General features: G+C 40.4%; 18 protein-coding genes and 2 pseudogenes. 2 read left to right on the top strand and 18 right to left on the bottom strand.

Annotation, left to right across the window (positions count from 1 at the left end; genetic code table 11):
• Positions 1-327: 327 nt before the first annotated feature.
• From BN1356_RS02005 to BN1356_RS01985, 5 genes are all read right to left on the bottom strand, one after another.
• Entirely contained in the window at positions 328-720 is a 393-nt protein-coding gene (locus tag BN1356_RS02005) for a GNAT family N-acetyltransferase (RefSeq protein WP_093649755.1), read from the bottom strand.
• A 129-nt stretch (positions 721-849) separates the two neighbouring features.
• Positions 850-2,196, bottom strand: coding sequence for a type I glutamate--ammonia ligase (gene glnA, locus BN1356_RS02000; RefSeq protein WP_093649754.1), 1,347 nt, complete (start codon positions 2,194-2,196; stop codon positions 850-852).
• A 93-nt stretch (positions 2,197-2,289) separates the two neighbouring features.
• On the bottom strand, positions 2,290-2,652 hold the full coding sequence (locus BN1356_RS01995) for a MerR family transcriptional regulator (RefSeq protein WP_093649753.1): 363 nt from the start codon (positions 2,650-2,652) through the stop codon (positions 2,290-2,292).
• A 75-nt stretch (positions 2,653-2,727) separates the two neighbouring features.
• Positions 2,728-3,255, bottom strand: coding sequence for an FUSC family protein (locus tag BN1356_RS01990; RefSeq protein ID WP_093649752.1), 528 nt, complete (start codon positions 3,253-3,255; stop codon positions 2,728-2,730).
• Positions 3,256-3,825: 570 nt separating this feature from the next.
• The gene (locus tag BN1356_RS01985) at positions 3,826-5,022 is read right to left on the bottom strand and encodes a phosphoglycerate kinase (RefSeq protein WP_093649751.1); all 1,197 of its coding nucleotides are present in this window, start codon (positions 5,020-5,022) and stop codon (positions 3,826-3,828) included.
• A 188-nt stretch (positions 5,023-5,210) separates the two neighbouring features.
• Between BN1356_RS01985 and BN1356_RS01980 the strand changes: the two genes are divergently transcribed.
• A complete protein-coding gene (locus BN1356_RS01980; protein WP_093649750.1) occupies positions 5,211-6,176 on the top strand; it encodes a hypothetical protein in 966 nt (321 codons plus the stop codon).
• A gap of 191 nt (positions 6,177-6,367) precedes the next feature.
• Here the strand turns inward: BN1356_RS01980 and BN1356_RS01975 are convergent.
• The 8 genes and pseudogenes from BN1356_RS01975 to gap form a co-directional block, all read right to left on the bottom strand.
• Positions 6,368-6,754 (bottom strand): annotated as a pseudogene (locus BN1356_RS01975) (transposase); the annotation flags it as partial.
• A 19-nt stretch (positions 6,755-6,773) separates the two neighbouring features.
• Positions 6,774-7,241, bottom strand: a pseudogene (locus BN1356_RS01970) (transposase); the annotation flags it as partial.
• A 19-nt stretch (positions 7,242-7,260) separates the two neighbouring features.
• Positions 7,261-8,022 carry an IS110 family RNA-guided transposase gene (locus BN1356_RS01965; protein ID WP_093649747.1) on the bottom strand — a complete coding sequence of 254 codons (762 nt, stop codon included), beginning with the start codon at positions 8,020-8,022 and terminating at the stop codon, positions 7,261-7,263.
• A gap of 319 nt (positions 8,023-8,341) precedes the next feature.
• The gene (locus BN1356_RS01960) at positions 8,342-9,076 is read right to left on the bottom strand and encodes an SDR family NAD(P)-dependent oxidoreductase (protein WP_093649746.1); all 735 of its coding nucleotides are present in this window, start codon (positions 9,074-9,076) and stop codon (positions 8,342-8,344) included.
• Positions 9,077-9,086: 10 nt separating this feature from the next.
• Positions 9,087-9,929: an aldo/keto reductase gene (locus BN1356_RS01955; protein ID WP_093649745.1), complete on the bottom strand. Its 843-nt coding sequence runs from the start codon at positions 9,927-9,929 to the stop codon at positions 9,087-9,089.
• A gap of 16 nt (positions 9,930-9,945) precedes the next feature.
• Positions 9,946-11,142 carry an iron-containing alcohol dehydrogenase gene (locus BN1356_RS01950; RefSeq protein ID WP_093649744.1) on the bottom strand — a complete coding sequence of 399 codons (1,197 nt, stop codon included), beginning with the start codon at positions 11,140-11,142 and terminating at the stop codon, positions 9,946-9,948.
• A 47-nt stretch (positions 11,143-11,189) separates the two neighbouring features.
• Complete coding sequence (locus BN1356_RS01945) at positions 11,190-11,873, bottom strand: GntR family transcriptional regulator (protein ID WP_281175818.1); 684 nt, start codon at positions 11,871-11,873, stop codon at positions 11,190-11,192.
• A gap of 184 nt (positions 11,874-12,057) precedes the next feature.
• Complete coding sequence (gene gap, locus BN1356_RS01940) at positions 12,058-13,068, bottom strand: type I glyceraldehyde-3-phosphate dehydrogenase (protein ID WP_093649742.1); 1,011 nt, start codon at positions 13,066-13,068, stop codon at positions 12,058-12,060.
• A gap of 254 nt (positions 13,069-13,322) precedes the next feature.
• Here gap and BN1356_RS01935 point away from each other — a divergent pair, with 254 nt between their 5' ends.
• A complete protein-coding gene (locus BN1356_RS01935; protein ID WP_093649741.1) occupies positions 13,323-14,474 on the top strand; it encodes a glycerophosphodiester phosphodiesterase family protein in 1,152 nt (383 codons plus the stop codon).
• Positions 14,475-14,534: 60 nt separating this feature from the next.
• Here BN1356_RS01935 and BN1356_RS13040 read toward each other — a convergent pair whose 3' ends face one another.
• From BN1356_RS13040 to BN1356_RS01910, 5 genes are all read right to left on the bottom strand, one after another.
• Positions 14,535-14,711 carry a DUF3781 domain-containing protein gene (locus BN1356_RS13040; RefSeq protein WP_093649740.1) on the bottom strand — a complete coding sequence of 59 codons (177 nt, stop codon included), beginning with the start codon at positions 14,709-14,711 and terminating at the stop codon, positions 14,535-14,537.
• A 53-nt stretch (positions 14,712-14,764) separates the two neighbouring features.
• Positions 14,765-16,846 (bottom strand): elongation factor G, encoded by a 2,082-nt coding sequence (fusA, locus tag BN1356_RS01925; protein ID WP_093649739.1) that lies wholly within the window; start codon positions 16,844-16,846, stop codon positions 14,765-14,767.
• 414 nt (positions 16,847-17,260) lie between these two features.
• Positions 17,261-17,731: a 30S ribosomal protein S7 gene (rpsG, locus tag BN1356_RS01920; RefSeq protein WP_093649738.1), complete on the bottom strand. Its 471-nt coding sequence runs from the start codon at positions 17,729-17,731 to the stop codon at positions 17,261-17,263.
• A gap of 17 nt (positions 17,732-17,748) precedes the next feature.
• The gene (gene rpsL, locus BN1356_RS01915) at positions 17,749-18,162 is read right to left on the bottom strand and encodes a 30S ribosomal protein S12 (RefSeq protein ID WP_093649737.1); all 414 of its coding nucleotides are present in this window, start codon (positions 18,160-18,162) and stop codon (positions 17,749-17,751) included.
• Positions 18,163-18,402: 240 nt separating this feature from the next.
• The gene (locus BN1356_RS01910; RefSeq protein WP_093649736.1) at positions 18,403-18,795 is read right to left on the bottom strand and encodes a hypothetical protein; all 393 of its coding nucleotides are present in this window, start codon (positions 18,793-18,795) and stop codon (positions 18,403-18,405) included.
• Positions 18,796-18,848 lie beyond the last annotated feature (53 nt).

Raw genomic sequence — 18,848 nt, 5'->3', positions numbered from 1 at the left:
ACCAAAGAGCGAGCTTGGTCTGGGAGACCTTTTTAACGTGAGCTCGGAAATACAAAAGCGAAAAAGACCCTGATGGGTCTTTTTAACGTGAGTCTTAAAACCAAAGAGCGAAGAAGACTCTCCTTTCTTTCAGATTGAAGAAAAGATCCATAGGAATCATTTCTTCAATCTTTTTTCTTTGCTTTTAAAAAAATACTCTTTGAAATAGTGTCCTAGCATTCTTCCAGAGAGTATCTGTTGGTATGATAAAAAACTGATTTTTCCCATTTTAAGTCTAATGAGTAGATTTGTCTGTGTTCTGGAAAAAACTAAATAGCTTCCTTCTTTTTAGACCCACTTAATAAACTGGTATTTGGTGATGCCACCTCGAGGCACTCCTTCCAAGCTAGCATAAATCTCATAACCTGCCTTAAGATAGAAGTCTTTGGCCTGATAGGACTTTGTTGACAGCGTAATACTTTTAAATCCGAGCGAAGAAGACTCTTTTTCCAACCTCTTCAAGAGCGACATACCTAATCCCTGACCACGGAATTCTTTTGCTACAACCAAGGCTTTAATATGAACAGTTTCTAAGGTTTGTTGGGCTTGTAAAGCAGCGACAATTTCCCCCTCCATCTCCTCAAGAATATAAAATGTTTCAGGATCTTTTTGCCCTAAACCTTCTTCACCAAAAATTTCCTTGTATTGCTCTTTAAAAATCCCGTCAATCCAGTCCTGCATATAATCCCTCCTTCAAAAACAAACATATTAGCTCACCAATAAACCTGTTCCCAAACTGTTTATAGCCCCGGACCTGACTCGCTTTCTCATTTTCGAGCTCATGAAAAAATGGTCCCCCGGACCATTTTTTTAATACAAATCTAAATAGTTATCCACTTCCCATTGGGAAACGAAGGTAGCATAGCTAGCCCATTCAATTCGTTTTGCTTCAATGAAGTTAGCATAGATATGCTCTCCCAGAGCATCACGAACAACATCATCCATTTGCAGAGCCTTGAGAGCATTGTGAAGTGTTGATGGTAAATCAACAATTCCTGCTGCTGCACGTTCTTCAGATGACATGGCATAAATATTGGTTTCAACTGGAGCAGGTGCCGGAATTTTATTTTCGATACCGTCCAGACCAGACTCGAGCAAAACAGCCATTGCTAGATAGGGATTAGCCATCGGGTCAACCGAACGCAATTCCAAGCGGGTACTCATACCACGAGAAGCAGGTACGCGAATCAAAGGAGAACGGTTTCGTCCAGCCCAAGCAATATAAACTGGTGCTTCAAAACCAGGAACCAAACGCTTGTATGAGTTGACTGTCGGATTCATGATCGCTGTATAACTGTAAGCATGTTTCATGAGACCACCTAAGAAATGATAGGCTGTTTCAGACAATTCCATCCCCTTTGGATCTTTAGGGTCATAAAAGGCATTTTGTCCATCTTTACCAAAGAGAGACATATTGCAATGCATTCCGGAACCAGCAATACCATACTTGGGTTTTGCCATAAAGGTTGCATAGAGTCCGTGCTTACGAGCGATCGTTTTTACAACCAATTTAAAGAGTTGGATTTTGTCACAAGCATTCAAGACATCATCATACTTAAAATCAATTTCATGCTGGCCAATCGCACACTCATGGTGACTGGCCTCTACTTCAAAGCCCATTCGTGTCAAGACATTCACAATTTCTCGACGTGTATTATCTGCTAAGTCAGTTGGTGCCAGATCAAAATAGCCACCTTTATCATTGACTTCAAGCGTCGGATTGCCGTGTTCATCCATCTTAAAGAGAAAGAACTCTGGCTCAGGTCCCAAGTTGAAAGATTTAAAACCAACTGCCTCCATATGGTGAAGAGATTTTTTCAAGTTTCCACGTGGGTCCCCAGCAAAGGGTTTACCATCTGTTGTATAGACATCACAAATGAGTCCTGCAACTGAACCATTCTCATCCCCCCAAGGGAAAATAGTCCACGTATTTAAATCTGGGTAGAGATACATGTCAGACTCATTGATACGAACAAAACCTTCAATAGAAGAACCGTCAAACATAGCCTTGTTTGACAAGACTTTCTCTATTTGTTCCTCAGTTGCTGGGATTTCTACGTTCTTCATGATGCCCATAATATCGGTAAACATAAGACGTAAGAAAGTAACGTTTTTTTCTTCGATTTCGCGACGGATATCCGCTGCTGTGATTGACATGTGTTTCTCCTTTTTCCTATAAATGCATGTTGATACTCAATGAAAATATAGATAAATCAAGAAGTTATGATTTATCTATATTTTCAAAGGCAGTTACATGCGGAATGAACCAAAACCTGTTGTCGCAGGATTAAAGCCACCGACTTTAGAAAGCTCATCGTGAAGGATTTTTCTTACCTGACTATCGGAAAGTGTCTGATGTTTAGCTAGTTCCCTAGCTTCATATTCTTTTCTGATAGCTGCAATATTGTAGCCATCAGCGATATAGTCCTTGATTTCCAGCAAGCGATCCATATCATTCAGAGAATACATACGGCGATTTCCTTCGTTGCGATCAGGATGGATGAGACCCTGCTCCTCATAATACCGGATTTGTCGCGCTGTCAAATCAGTCAATTTCATAACACTACCAATCGGAAAGACTGCTAATGATCTCCGTAATTCCTTTTCTCTCACGAGTTGCCTCTTTCTGTTTATCATTATAGGATAATTCAATTTATCCGTCAAGTGTTCATGTTATATTTTCTAACATCATTCGCTTTTTCTTTTGTTTTTTTGTCCTATTTTTAGATTATCCAAATCGTAATTAACCAAAATAGCGATAAAGACACCAACAAAAGTTTCAAAGACTCGAATGATCGCATAAAGTACAGGTCCACCAGACGGTGTCGATAGGGTAATAATCAACATGGCAGCCGACGCCCCGATGATACCAGCCTTGTTTCCCATAGCTACATTGGTCATGATGGTTAGCATAACACCAATAGGAACAAGGATCAGAGTTACTAGAAAATGTCCGTGGAAAAACTGGCTAGCCATAAAGAAAAGTACCAAAAAAAAACCGCCGATGGAATTCCCTAGGATGCGAGAAGCTCCAAAATGAACACTCCTATCAAAATCTTCGCGAAGACTAAAGACAGCTGTCAAAGCAGCAATATTGGTTCCCTGCCAACCAATTAATTTAAAAAGTAAAATCACCAAAAAGACTGCAATCCCAGATTTAAGAGTTCGCATGCCTAGTTTGAATTTCTTAGGATCAAAATGATAATTTTTAAACATAACTTTATTGTAACATGTTTTGACAAGAAAGTAAGATTTATTCAATTGTATTATCAGAAATCGGAGAAGAAACTTGCTAAAAAAGAGTTGGAAACAACTCTTTTTATTTTTTATAAGTTAATAGCTGAATAGTAACTGACTTCGTTACACTTATTACCTTCCTATTCAATCGTGCAGAGCTCTAATAATCTACGGATGGACTCTTGGAGGTTGTCGCCCAAAAATTAGGGAGTGGCAAAGACGGAATCATTTACGACAGAAGTCTTGCTTCCTCCATTTTCCAACTCACAATATCCCCTAGATTTTTGAAGTAACTTATCGCCTATTTCTCAGTAAGAGCATCAAGTCTTGGAAGTACTTTGTCTTCAAGCAATTCCAATGATGCACCACCACCACGGCCCAAATATCTTCACTACAACAAAAGGGTGGCCAAAGCCACCCTTTTTCTAGGCTCTATAATTTCGCTCTCCTAGTATGTCCTAGTTTTAAGATACTAGGCAGAAGCTTGCTATTGCCAGCAAACTTTTCTCTACAAAATCAGGATTTTGCAGAGACTAACGGGCGGAGATCTTATTTTTCTGTCAATGCATCAAGTCCTGGCAATACTTTACCTTCGAGTAACTCCATGCTTGCACCACCACCAGTAGAAATCCATGAGAATTTATCTGCACGGCCTAGGTTGATAGCTGCTGCTGCTGAGTCACCACCCCCGATGATGGATTTAACGCCTGGTTGTTTAACGATAGCGTCCATAACACCGATGGTACCAGCTTGGAAGTCAGGGTTTTCAAAGACACCCATTGGTCCGTTCCAAACAACTGTTTTAGCACCTTCAAGCGCTTCTTCAAAGAGAGCGATTGATTTTGGACCGATATCCAAACCAAGGAAACCTTCTGAAACTGCTTCACCTTCTGTATCACGAACAACATCGTAACCTGCAAAGGCGTTTGCTTCTTTTGAGTCAACTGGCAAGATGAGTTTGCCGTTTGATTTTTCAAGCAATTCTTTAGCGATGTCCAATTTATCTTCTTCTACAAGTGAGTTACCGATTTCGATACCTTGCGCTTTGTAGAAAGTATAGGTCATACCACCACCGATAAGAACTTTATCCGCTTTGTTCAAGAGGTTTTCGATAACACCGATCTTATCTGAAACTTTTGAACCACCAAGGATTGCCACGAATGGACGTTCTGGCGCATCAACAGCTTCTTGGATGTAAGCAATTTCATTTTCAAGAAGGAAACCAGCAACTGCTTTTTCAACATTTGCTGAGATACCAACGTTTGATGCGTGAGCACGGTGAGCTGTACCAAATGCATCGTTTACGAAGATACCATCGCCAAGTGAGGCCCAGTATTGACCAAGTTCTGCATCATTTTTAGATTCTTTTTTGCAGTCAACATCTTCAAAGCGAGTATTTTCAACCAAAAGAACTTGTCCATCTTCAAGAGCATCGATAGCTGCTTCTAGTTCAGCACCACGAGTGCTACCAGGAAAAGCAACTTCCTGACCCAATTTGGAAGCCAAGTCAGCTGCAACTGGAGCAAGAGATTTGCCAGCTTTATCCGCTTCTTCTTTCACACGACCAAGGTGAGAGAAGAGGATTGCACGACCACCTTGTTCGATGATGTACTTGATCGTTGGAAGAGCAGCTGAGATACGGTTGTCATTCGTGATAACGCCATCTTTCAAAGGTACGTTAAAGTCAACACGGACAAGAACTTTTTTGCCTTTTAATTCAACATCTTTAACAGTCAATTTAGCCATTAGATAGGACTCCTTAAATAATTTTTATCTTGTTCATTATAGCATATTTTTTGAAAAAAAACGACAAACATTCCTTTTGGTTGTGATTCTTTTCACATTTTTTCTCTGCGACTGGTTTTAAAAACAATAAAATCTGAGTTGATATGATATAATAATAAATAAAATATAGTCCTAAAGGAGCTCCCATTATGAAAGAAAAACCCTTAAAAGGCGTCATTGCTTCCCTAATATTCGGAGTTGTCTCTTTAGCAGTCTCCATTCTTTTAGGCATAGTTCATTGGACCTCAACAGATGTCAATCAACTTCTTAAAAATGATGCTATCTACAAAGTCAGTTCCAGTGACGATGTCGTGGTCCACATCGACTTTATTTATCCAGAACCAATCGGCCATTTAGACAATAATAACAATCTTTACTTGGTCGGTTACGTTCAGCCGGATGGCTATCTTGGCTATGTCGGAATGGAAGCAAAAAACAAGGACAAAGAGGTTCAAAAATTAATTGAAACTTCTCCAGATAAACTCGCTAAAAACCCTCAGTACCTAGTTGTCAAAAAAAAATCTACCTACGATAAAGATTCCATCCTTAATTACGAAAGTTCTCTCAGGGAAATTTTCGCTTCAAACGAGGAAATTAAACAAACACTAGACTATACCACCTATGTGTCTCGACTAGATACTGGCTTAGGTAAAGTTGTTTACTTCATCGGACCTCTCTTTCTAGCCCTTGGTTTACTCGGTTTCTTTAACGCTTGGAAACTTAAAAAGTCTAATGCTCAAGTTTATGAAGACCTCTATCAAGCCTATCCTAGTTTGCAGGGGAATATTCAAGGTTTACAAGACGGTGCTGATTACATTGATGAAAAGATTGGTCTCCTCATTTACAAAAATCATATTTTTGGCTATAAACAAAAACTCTTCCTCTTGGATTTACGGGATATTAACAATCTTTATCACCGTGTCGTCAATCATAAAAAATATGGTCTGATTACCGTTAGTCGAAGTTCTTCTCTAGTATTCGAGAGCCCAAATCACAAAAAAGCTCAAGAATTTGCTATCAAGAATGTAGGTAAAAACACCGACTTGCAACTGCAACCCCTATTTGATTATATCCAGGAGCGTTTCCCCCATATCACAATAGGCTACAAAGCTTAGGAGACTTGCTACACCATATTAAGTGACTGGAAAAAATCTCAAACCCCAACCTATCTTTTACTCTAAAAGAGCATAGAATCAACTTTTGATCCGTTGGTTCTATGCTTTTTTATTTGAAAAAATTACAGTAAAAAAGCGCAAAAAATCACTTCCTGTGTTATACTGTAATTGAAATTTTTTAAGTTTTGGTGTTAGAACTGTTGCCTCAGTCCTAACGCCTTTTCTTTTTGATAAGGTTGATGGGTTAAGAGTAGTTTGTATATGGTTCTAAGGATTTTATGTGCACAGGCAATAACAGCTTTCATCTTGCTTCCTCTTTGGGAAATTCTATTGTATAAGGATGAAAATGCTGGGTCTTTGGAGTGTGCCGCAATGAGTCCAGACATGGTCAAGGCCTGTTTGATATAGCGATTTCCTTGTGTGATATGCGAGGATTTTTTAATCCCAGCACTTTCATAGGAACCAGGACAAAGTCCCGCCCAAGAAGCTAAGTGTCCATCTGTTTCAAAACTATCTACGTTTGGTCCAATTTCAGCTAAAACAGTGGCTGCACAGGCTTCACTCACACCAGGAATGGTTTGGAGTAATCGATTTTCTTCAGGGAAACTCCTTTGCGATGTAAGTCTGTATTTCGCTGGTCAATTTATCCATAAGTTCTTGATACATCCGATATTCTTCCAAACTCTGATTCAATAGAAAACGATCTTCCAGTGATAACTTCCCATTCATGGCCTCAACTAGTTTGTATATGGTTCTAAGGATTTTATGTGCACAGGCAATAACAGCTTTCATCTTGCTTCCTCTTTGGGAAATTCTATTGTATAAGGATGAAAATGCTGGGTCTTTGGAGTGTGCCGCAATGAGTCCAGACATGGTCAAGGCCTGTTTGATATAGCGATTTCCTTGTGTGATATGCGAGGATTTTTTAATCCCAGCACTTTCATAGGAACCAGGACAAAGTCCCGCCCAAGAAGCTAAGTGTCCATCTGTTTCAAAACTATCTACGTTTGGTCCAATTTCAGCTAAAACAGTGGCTGCACAGGCTTCACTCACACCAGGAATGGTTTGGAGTAATCGATTTTCTTCAGGGAAACTCCTTTGCGATGTAAGTCTGTATTTCGCTGGTCAATTTATCCATAAGTTCTTGATACATCCGATATTCTTCCAAACTCTGATTCAATAGAAAACGATCTTCCAGTGATAACTTCCCATTCATGGCCTCAACTAGTTCCTCAGGACTCGCTTTAACATGCTTGTGAAGGCAAGCTGATACACTATCACAGTCAATGACTTCCCCGTTAATAAAGAGTGTTAGAAGGGATTGGCCTGTCTTGGAGAAGATATCAGAAAGATAGCTGGTTAGTTTAATGTTGGCACGCTGTAAGAGATTATGAATTTCGTTTTTGACTTGTGTTTGACGCTGTTTATAAGAACGTAGCCGACGAGTGAGTAAACGCAATTGCATGACCTCGGGACTGGGAATATAAGATAGCGAAATGAGACCACACCGACCCAGTTGAGCGATCCACTCTGCATCTTTCACATCCGTTTTTCGACCAGGAACATTTTTGATGTGTTGTGGATTAGCTAGAACAAGGACTAAATCGGAATCAGAGAAAATATTAAAAAGAGGGAGCCAATATTGGCCAGTAGACTCAAAGAAGACATGGGTCACACGGTTTTCCTCTAGCCAGGCTAGAGCATTTTGAAGGGCGACTGTCGTTGTCCCGAATTTCTTCTGAATTTTCTTAGGTTTGTTGGTATCTAGTGGACCATCTAGGATACAACAAACAATGGATTTTTGGTGGACATCAATACCGCAGCAGGTTTCAATCATGACTTCCATACGAAAAGCCTCCTATTCTAATCTTGAACAATGGAATAAGAGGCTTCTTGTAATTTTATTTTCACGCTCCAGGCGTATTCGAGTTATCTCATGACTCTTATTCATCCAGTTTTCTGTACAGGCTAGGCAAAGCCCTATTAAAGACCACGGATTTGTATTGTTCATCTCTATTATATGTCGAAAATCTTTTTCTGTCATGAGTTAGCAGGTGAAAACTGCTTAGAGTTTTCTGTGTCTTAGCTTTTCCCTTGCTTCTTTTTGATAAAAAAAGAAACCGAAAATATATCTCAGCTTCTTCATTTTTAACATCAGGTAACCATTATTGTGCTGCTTTATCCATTAAGACTACCAAGGCTTGATCCAAGGGCACTCCTGCGAAATCCTGGGCACGTAGCCATTGACCATTTATTGATTGATCCGCTAAGGCACATACGATCATACCAGGAATGACTGTTTCCACTTCATGACTGGCATTTGGACCACCAAGATCCGTCTGAATCCAACCTGGATCCATAAGGTTGATAGTGATATTTCCAATCAATTTGTTGGCATAATCCTTAGAAATCTTATCTAGGGCTCCTTTGGAGGCTGCATAGGCTCCTTGCTCTGGTTGATTTTTGATTCCGCTAGTGGTGTTGATAATGCGCCCAAAACCTTGCTCAAGCATTTTTGGCAAGAAAGCTTCAATCAAAAGCATAGGGGCAATGACATTGATTTTATAAGATTCCAGATACTCATTGCTATCTACGTGCCAGAGATTCGTTTGAGAGGAAAACTGATAACCTGCATTGTTAAAGAGAATATCTATCGTCACTTGCCCCTTAATTTGATCCACCATTTTGGCAATATCCACTGGATTAGCCAAATCAGCTTCCACTTCTAGCACTTGATTCCCCATTGCTTTTATATTCTGGGCCAAGTCATGGGTATGCTGAAGATTGCGACTCTGTAGAACTAGATTAGCACCCAGCTTCGCCATTGCAAGCGCAATTTGACGACCAATTCCGCGACTGGCACCTGTAACTAGGACCCACTTTCCGCTGACATCAAGCATGGCTCACCTCCTAAAAATTGGTTTGATCTGGATCTTTTTGCTGACTAACACCTTCAACCTTGTCCAATTTCGCGACATCTTCAGCCGATAGTTCAAAATCAAAGATTTCTAAGTTAGCTTCAATATTCTTTGGTGTCACCGATTTTGGCAATGGCAAGAAACCTTTTTGCAGAGACCAACGCAACGCAACTTGAGCAATTGACTTACCATATTTACCCGCCATATCTTTAACCAATTCATTATTAAAGATGGAGCCTGTTCCAAGAGGACTATATGCTTCTAGTAAGATATCATGTTGGCGACAAAAGGCAGTCAATTCTTCCTGTGGACAACCTGGAGCCAAAAGAACTTGGTTAACATGGGGTTTAATTTCCGCACTTTCAAGAAGAGCTTCTAAGTGGTGAATCATAAAGTTAGAAACCCCGATTGCACGAACTTTTCCAGCCTTATAAGCTTCTTCCATCGCCTTCCAAGCACCGGCATTACCAGTTTTCCAAGCATCATTTTCACGCAGAGCAACTGGATTTGGCCAGTGAATCAAAAGAAGATCCACATAATCCACACCCAATTTTTCCAGAGACTCATCAATCGAAGCCTTTGCCAATTCGTAATCGTGCTTGTCATTCCAGACCTTAGTAGTCAAGAAGATATCCTCACGCGCCAAACCGCTGTCCGCAATGGCCCGGCCCACACCGACTTCATTGCGGTAAATTTGAGCCGTATCGACATGCCTATAACCGACTTCAAGAGCGTGTTTTACGCTATTGTAAACCTCTTCGCCGTCTGGAATCTGCCAAGTTCCAAAGCCAACTTTTGGGATGTTTACGCCGTTCGATAATCTATAGTTTTCCATCGTTTCCTCCTATTAATTAAAATGTTTCCATGGCCTCAAAAGATGCTGAAATGATACTTTCTACATCGTCCACATCCAGTGTCACAAAGATATTTTGACCCAAATTACCATGAAGCACAGCCTTCTCACTCATTTCTCTGACCAATTCCTGGCTTTCAATGCCAGCCTCAGACAAAATCATAGGAATTTCCAGCTGATCTCTAAAGAAGTGATAGGTCTTCTCCACAGCCTGTCTTGCCAATTCTTCATCTGAGCCTTGGGTCAGACCCCAAACATTGCGGGCGTAGGTAGCAAACTTAGCATGAGTTGTTGGGTCTGTGTCGATACAGAACTTCATCCAACGCGGTGTCAAAATAGCCAAGCCAATCCCATGTGTAATGTCATAGTAGGCTGATAGTTCATGTTCGATAGGATGACAAGTCCAGCCGCCATTGCGGCCCCGAGCCACCAAACCATTGAGAGCCAAGGTCGAAGACCAGAGTAAGTTAGCTCGCGCAATATAGTTTTCTGGTTCTTGAATGGCTACAGGCGCATGCTTGATGATGGTTTTGAGCAAACCTTCGGCGATACTGTCCTGCACATCCACTCCTTGCGTTCGGTTAAAATACTGCTCAAAAAGGTGACTCATCATATCTGCCGAACCTGCTGCTGTTTGCCATTTGGAAACGGTAAAGGTCAATGTTGGATCCAAGAATGAGGCACGGGGAATCAATTCCCAGCCACCAGTACCCAATTTCTCATTGGTCGCCATATTCGAGATAACCGCATTGCGGTTCATCTCAGTTCCAGTTGCAGCTAAAGTTAGGATATCCACAATCGGAACAGCCTGTCCGATGAGGCTACTGTCCTTGACCAAATCCCAGGCATCCCCATCGTAGTAGACAGCTGCTGCCATGACCTTACTGGCATCGACAACCGAGCCACCGCCGACAGCCAAAATGACATCCAACTGGTTTTCACGTATCAATTTGGTCCCTTCACGAACAGACTCAATGCGGGGATTGGGCTCAATTCCAGCTAATTCGACCCATTCGAAACCACTGTCCTTCAAGATTTGAGTCACCTTATCATAAAGGCCTGACTTTTTAATGGAACCTCCACCGTAAGTTAGGAGCACTCTCTTACCTAGCGGCGCCAAAACTTCTGGCAATTCAGCTAAACGATCTTTTCCGAAACGGATGTCCGTCGGAATCTGCAAACGAAAATTTTCCATTATTTCTTCCTTTCAATTTCTAGAGTACTTTTCTTTGAATCAGACGATTAATTATTGAAAATCACTGTCTCAAAATCAAAAGTCTCTGGTAGATGATGAGCAATCGAATACTCAAAAGTTTGACAACTATCCAAAGAACTAACACGTTCAGCTTCCATGAGAAAATCATGGTCTGATAGATTCATCTCTTCTTTTTCCAGTTGATTTGGACGAACACCTGTTACTTTAACAAAGGCACTGTGAATCTTAAAGTTCAGCTTATCTTGGATATAAGCATAAATAGACCGCTCCAAGTCTTCCTTTTTTAAGCCTGGTACCACATCCAGAGGCATATAGGTATACTCCATAATAAGAGGCTGCTTCTCCAAAATCCTTAGACGAATAATCTCATAAACAAAACTATCTTGAGTAATTCCTAGCTTATTGGCCACTTCCTCTCTAGGATGAACCACCTGGAATTGGATAATTTTAGAAGTCATTTGTTCCTTAAAATCATGATAATTCCCTCTCAAAGAATAAAGATGAGGCAGTTGCTTGCTTTTCCAATCTCTGACAAGTGTACCATCCCCACGGCGGCGAATGATATAACCTTCTGCTACCAAAAGATCCAAGGCACGCTTAAGGGTTAAAAGACTAACGTCATACTGCTTTGCTAAGGTCTGACCGTCTGGCAATTTCTCATTGATGGCAAAGGTACCATCTTGGATTTTCCGGCGAATATCTTGACAAATTGACAGATATTTTGGACTTGTCTTTCCGATGACAATCTCCTCCTTCCACTTTCAACAATATAAGTATATCATATTTATTTAAAAAGTATATACTTTTACTGCGAGAGCTTTCAATTCTAACACTGACATAATCAAGACAAGTGAAAAAATACAAAAAAGAAGAACCGAAGTCCTTCTTTAATTATTATTTAGCGATTTTTGCAAAGTACTCAAGAGTACGAACAAGTTGTGAAGTGTAAGACATTTCGTTGTCATACCATGAAACAACTTTCACCAATTGGTTACCATCAACTGTTTGAACGTTTGTTTGTGTAGCGTCAAACAATGAACCAAATGAGATACCGATGATATCTGATGATACGATTGGATCTTCAGTGTAACCGTAAGATTCGTTAGCTGCTGCTTTCATGACTGCGTTCACTTCTTCAACTGAAGTTTCTTTCTCAAGAACAGCAACCAATTCAGTTACAGAACCTGTTGGAACTGGAACACGTTGTGCAGCACCGTCAAGTTTACCATTCAATTCTGGAATTACAAGACCGATAGCTTTAGCAGCACCAGTTGAGTTAGGAACGATGTTCGCTGCAGCAGCACGTGCACGACGGAGGTCACCACCGCGGTGTGGGCCATCAAGAACCATTTGGTCACCAGTGTAACCGTGGATTGTTGTCATCAAACCTTGTTTGATACCAAAGTTATCTTGAAGAGCTTTCGCCATTGGAGCCAAACAGTTTGTAGTACATGAAGCACCTGAGATAACTGTTTCTGTACCATCAAGGATATCGTGGTTAGTGTTAAATACAACTGTTTTAACATCGTTTCCACCAGGAGCTGTGATAACAACTTTTTTAGCACCATTTTCATGGATATGTTGCTCAGCTGCTGATTTAGATGCAAAGAAACCAGTTGCTTCAAGAACGATGTCTACACCATCAGTAGCCCAGTCAATGTTTGCTGGTTCGCGTTCTGCAGAAACCTTAACAAATTTACCGTTAACTTCAAAACCACCATCTTTTACTTCAACAGTACCGTCAAAACGACCTTGAGTTGTATCATATTTCAACAAATGTGCAAGCATTTTAGGATCTGTAAGGTCGTTGATACGAGCTACTTCTACACCTTCAACATTTTGGATACGACGGAAAGCAAGACGACCGATACGACCGAAACCGTTAATACCAACTTTAACTACCATGAATGATTTCCTCCTTATGAAAATCGAGTTATTTATTTTAAAAGGACAAGCCTTTTAGTCTATTGTGAAAATCGTAACATGTAAATATACAAATCACTTTTCAACATTTCTATTATATACTGATTTTTTAAATAATGCAAGTTATCGCCATTTTATCTATTGTTGGAAATTCTAGACTACTCTTAAACTTTCTAAGAAATTTCCCATTTTTTTTGTTATAATAAACCTTATTATCACAGAAAGCAGTTTCCATTATGACAAAAAGACACGGTCTTACTCGGCATAGAAATAGAGTAAAACGACCAACATGGATGAAAATCTTCATCTGCCTCCTAACCCCACTTGTCGGTTTTGGTATTTGGTACCTGATCAATCTAGGAATCTACTATTACCTACCTTACATCAATAGTCATTTTCTCCAATACACACCCCTTTTTTACTTCATTGTCTGTGGACTCCTCTATAGTGGCCTAATTCCTATCCTCTTTATCTCTTTATGGGTTTGGGGGAAAATAATATCTGAAGAAAAAATGAAAGTTCGTTTTTGGAGGCCAATCGTCCTCAGCTTAGTGGTGATGGTTCCTATTTTTGTTCACTATTTCAAACAAGCCCAAATAGAGGTCGATAAACTTCCTCAGATCATTGCTCATCGTTCTTTAAACAATAAAAACGCTGCCGAAAACACCATCCAAGCCTTACAACTAACCAGTCAAGACAAACCTGATTTAGTTGAAATTGATATCTATGAGACAGCCGATTTAGAATTTGTTGTTTTTCACAATGGGACTCTGGTTGAGGTAGCTAATATCTATAAAAGGCCGCATGATCTAACTCTTGCCGAACTGACTCAAATTACTTTTACCGACCCTTCAAGCGGTATTGAAGGTACCATTCCTTCCTTTGATGCAATGTTGGATGAAGCCGAGAAGTTAGGACAAAAGCTTCTCATTGACTTCAAAACTTATAAAGCTGACAGCCCTGAAATGGTCGATAATTTTTTAGCGAAATATCAAAGTCGCTTGGAAAAAGGCCATCATCAAGTCCAATCATCAGATGCAGAGCTTATGCGTAAAATCTTGAAACATTCTCCAAAATTTGAAACTTTTCTTATTTCAAATTCCATTTTGGAACATGATATTCCTGGTTTGACCGGCTATAGCGTGCCACTCTTGGAGCTCACCGATGACCTATATAGCTATCTTGTCATTAACAATAAGAAAATTTATGCCTGGACAATCAACGATTCACAAGGGGTCCTCAATGCTGAATTCCTTGAAGTTAACGCTATCATCACCGATTACCTCGGAAAAACTCGAAACGAATTAGAAGAAATCAAAAAAGACAGAGATTACAGTTTTCTCTACTATAAGCAGCTCTACAACCTCTTTATTTTCCCAATGATTTAAATCTATAAGACCAAAAAAGACCTAGAATCATCATCCAGACAAATTCTAAGTCTTTTTTACTTACTTATCTTTTAATCTCTTCTTGTTGGAATGATTCAATAGATGAGCAGTGCTAAGGGTATAACTGTGCGCATGTATGGTGATTTTGACATGATCACTCTCACAATAGAAATTCTTTCCTTTTCTATAGATTAAGGAATCTTTATCCAAAATCTTAGCTTTACAATAAGCTACCACATCATCCTCAACTTATAGAAAAGACCCACCCTCGCGGGCAGGTCTTGGGACCATTATTCGTGGCCACCATTTTTCTTGATAATTTCTTCTTGTACAGATTTTGGTACATCTTCGTAGTGGTCAAATACCATCATGAACGTACCGCGACCTTGTGTTGCTGAACGAAGAACAGTTGCATAACCGAACATTTCAGCAAGTGGTACATACGCACGAACGATTTGGCTATTACCATGAGCTTCCATACCGTCAACGCGTCCACGACGTGCTGTTACGTGACCCATAACATCACCAAGGTTGTCTTCTGGTGCAGTTACAGTGACAAGCATCATTGGCTCAAGGATAGCAGGTTGTGCTGATTTAGCAGCTTCTTTCAATGCAAGTGAAGCAGCAATCTTGAAGGCAGTCTCAGATGAATCAACATCATGGTATGAACCATCGTAAAGCTTAGCTTTCACGTCAACCAATGGGTAACCAGCAAGAACACCGTTTGCCATAGATTCAACAAGTCCTTTTTCTACTGCAGGGATGAATTCACGAGGAACCACACCACCGACGATAGCATTTTCAAACTCGAAGCCTTTTCCTTCTTCATTTGGAGTAAACTCAATCCAAACATCACCGAACTGACCTTTACCACCAGATTGGCGTTTGAAGAATCCACGTGCTTGAGTTGAAGCGCGGAATGTTTCACGGTAAGATACTTGAGGAGCACCTACGTTAGCTTCAACCTTGAACTCACGACGCATACGGTCAACAAGGACATCCAAGTGGAGCTCACCCATACCGGCGATAACAGTTTCACCTGTTTCAGGGTTTGTTTCAACACGGAATGTTGGGTCTTCTTCAGCCAATTTAGAAAGAGCGATACCCATCTTGTCTTGGTCTGCTTTAGATTTAGGCTCAACCATCAATTGGATAACTGGTTCTGGAACATTGATTGACTCAAGAATGATTTTCGCTTTTTCATCTGTCAATGAATCACCAGTTGTTGTATCTTTCAAACCAACCGCAGCAGCAATATCACCAGCATAAACTTGTTCAATCTCTTGACGGCTGTTCGCGTGCATTTGGAGGATACGTCCAATACGTTCACGTTTGCCTTTCGAAGTATTCAAAACATATGAACCTGAGTGAAGGACACCTGAGTAAACACGGAAGAATGTCAAACGACCTACAAATGGGTCCGTCATAATCTTGAAAGCAAGAGCTGCAAATGGCTCTTCGTCAGATGGGTGACGCTCTTCATCCGCATCAGTATCTGGGTTGATCCCTTTGATAGCAGGAACATCAAGTGGGCTTGGAAGGTAATCAAGTACCGCATCAAGCATCAATTGAACACCTTTGTTTTTGAAGGCAGAACCACACATTACTGGGAAGAATTCAACGTTGATTGTCGCTTTACGGATACCAGCCATGAGTTCTTCGTTTGTGATTTCTTCACCTTCAAGGTATTTCATCATCAAATCTTCATCAGTTTCAGCAACTGCTTCAATCAATTTCTCGCGGTATTCTTCAGCTTGCTCAAGGTATTCAGCCGGGATATCTTCTTCACGAATATCTGTACCAAGATCGTTAGTATAGATTTCAGCTTTCATCTTGATCAAGTCAATAATACCAGTGAAATCATCTTCAGATCCAATTGGCAATTGGATTGGATGCGCGTTGGCTTGGAGACGATCATGAAGGGTGCTTACTGAGTAAAGGAAGTCAGCACCGATTTTGTCCATTTTATTGGCAAATACGATACGTGGAACACCATATTCAGTTGCTTGACGCCAAACTGTTTCAGTTTGTGGTTCAACACCAGATTGTGAATCAAGAACGGTTACTGCTCCATCCAATACGCGGAGGGACCGTTGTACTTCGATAGTGAAGTCCACGTGTCCTGGTGTATCAATAATGTTTACACGGTGGTTTTTCCACTGAGCTGTTGTCGCAGCAGATGTGATTGTGATACCACGTTCTTGCTCTTGCTCCATCCAGTCCATCTGTGACGCACCTTCGTGAGTTTCTCCGATTTTATGGATTTTACCTGTGTAGTAAAGGATACGCTCAGTTGTAGTTGTTTTACCAGCATCGACGTGGGCCATGATACCGATATTACGTGTTTTTTCAAGTGAAAATTCGCGTGCCATGAGGTTGTTTCTCCTATATTAATTTTTTAACAGTTCTATTATATCATTTTTAGAAAGAACGGATAGGCAAAACCTACCCGTTCTAAAATGATTTTTTATAGTTTACTTGGAAGATATTTTGTTCAATCAAGCTAGGTTTTAAATCTAGCTTATGAATTGAACTCGAGCTCATTTTAGCTAATTCGTTAAAATGAACACAGATTGCGTGCGGGCTGTGAAAAAAGATAAGCTTCCTTGGTTGTAAACAACCAAGGTCACCTTCCTATTTTTCACCTGTACGCTCACCCTTGGTATCTTATTAATTGAGTTCGGACTAAAAGTTCTGGAAAAATGATAAATCTTCCTAGAGCTTTTAGGCTCTGCGTCAGATTTCCTATTTTTCCTTGAGCTTTCTTAACGTCCTCACATCTTATCTTACCAGCGGAAGTGTGCAAACGCGCGGTTCGCTTCTGCCATACGGTGAGTATCTTCACGTTTCTTAACAGATGCACCTGTATTGTTTGCTGCATCCATGATTTCTTTTGCAAGGCGATCAACCATAGTGTGCTCACCACGGTTACGTGCGATTGTTACCAACCAACGAAGACCCAATGTTGTACGACGTTCTGGACGAACCTCAACTGGGACTTGGTAGTTCGAACCACCTACACGGCGTGCACGTACTTCAAGTACAGGCATGATATTTTCCATTGCTGTTTCAAAAACTTCGATTGGTTCAGTGCCAGTTTCTTCTTTGATTTGCTCAAATGCACCATAAACGATAGATGCAGCTGTACCACGTTTACCATCCAACATAAGACGGTTGATCAAACGAGTTACAATTTTTGAGTTGTACAACGGATCTGGCAATACTTCGCGCTTAGGCGCTTGATTTTTACGACTCATTTATCTACTCTCCCTTCTTACCCTTTTGGACGTTTCGTACCGTATTTAGAACGGCCTTGTTTACGATTCGTTACACCTGCAGTATCAAGTGCACCACGGACGATATGGTAACGTACCCCTGGAAGGTCTTTTACACGTCCGCCACGAAGAAGAACAACGCTATGCTCTTGCAAGTTGTGTCCGATACCTGGAATGTAGGCAGTAACTTCGATAAGATTGCTCAAACGTACACGAGCAAATTTACGAAGGGCTGAGTTAGGTTTCTTAGGTGTCATTGTTCCGACACGAGTTGCAACACCACGTTTTTGTGGTGAAGAAACGTTTGTATGAACTTTCTTACGGCTATTGTAACCGATGTTCAAAGCTGGTGATTTAGATTTTTCTACGTTTGATTTACGCGGTTTGCGAACCAACTGGTTAATTGTAGGCATCTACATTCTCCTGTATAATTTTTTATTTTTGGTTGATAAGGCGCTTGGTGACAGCCCTTATCTGGGTGCACTTTTTGCAACAATTGTCAGCACGTCTCTGTACACTTTTGAGAGACCAAAAGATAAAAAGTACCGTTTATCATAATACCATATAGAGCAACCCTTGTCAATGATTTTTGCTCTTTTTTGATTCTCCATTGAGAAGATTCGGCAAGAAGATTGTTTCTTCAATTGACTTTTTCACAACCGATCAATTTTTCTTTGGATCAGGAACAAAAGGACAGCAAAAAGTAATGATAAACTTACAAATACGGGCATAGTTCTTTCTGCAGGATACATCTGAAAACATACAGTAATCAAATAAGGTGATAAGAGGAGAGTGAGACTAGTTCCTCTATAATAGGTTTTTGGGATTTGCGTACGTTCGACAATAAGTAAAATAAGGTGGAGAAGTGAGTTGAGTGGAATAAGAAAGTAATAACTGATGAACCCAGGAATAAAAACTATCATTTGCCCCAGTGAAGAGGCTCCTTTTAGTTCGGAATAAGGTGGCACAAATATTAAAAGTAAAAACAAGGGGCTCATTGCTATGAGATAATTTAGCACTTTGGCTGCATTGCTGACAAACTTCATAATACGATTCTCCTAGATTTTATCTTTGATTCACTATCAAAAAGATCTCTACA

It is taken from the genome of Streptococcus varani (assembly GCF_001375655.1).
Lineage (GTDB): Bacteria > Bacillota > Bacilli > Lactobacillales > Streptococcaceae > Streptococcus > Streptococcus varani.
The sequence above is the reverse complement of the archived record's forward strand: the minus strand, read 5'-3'. Positions and strand labels throughout refer to the sequence as shown.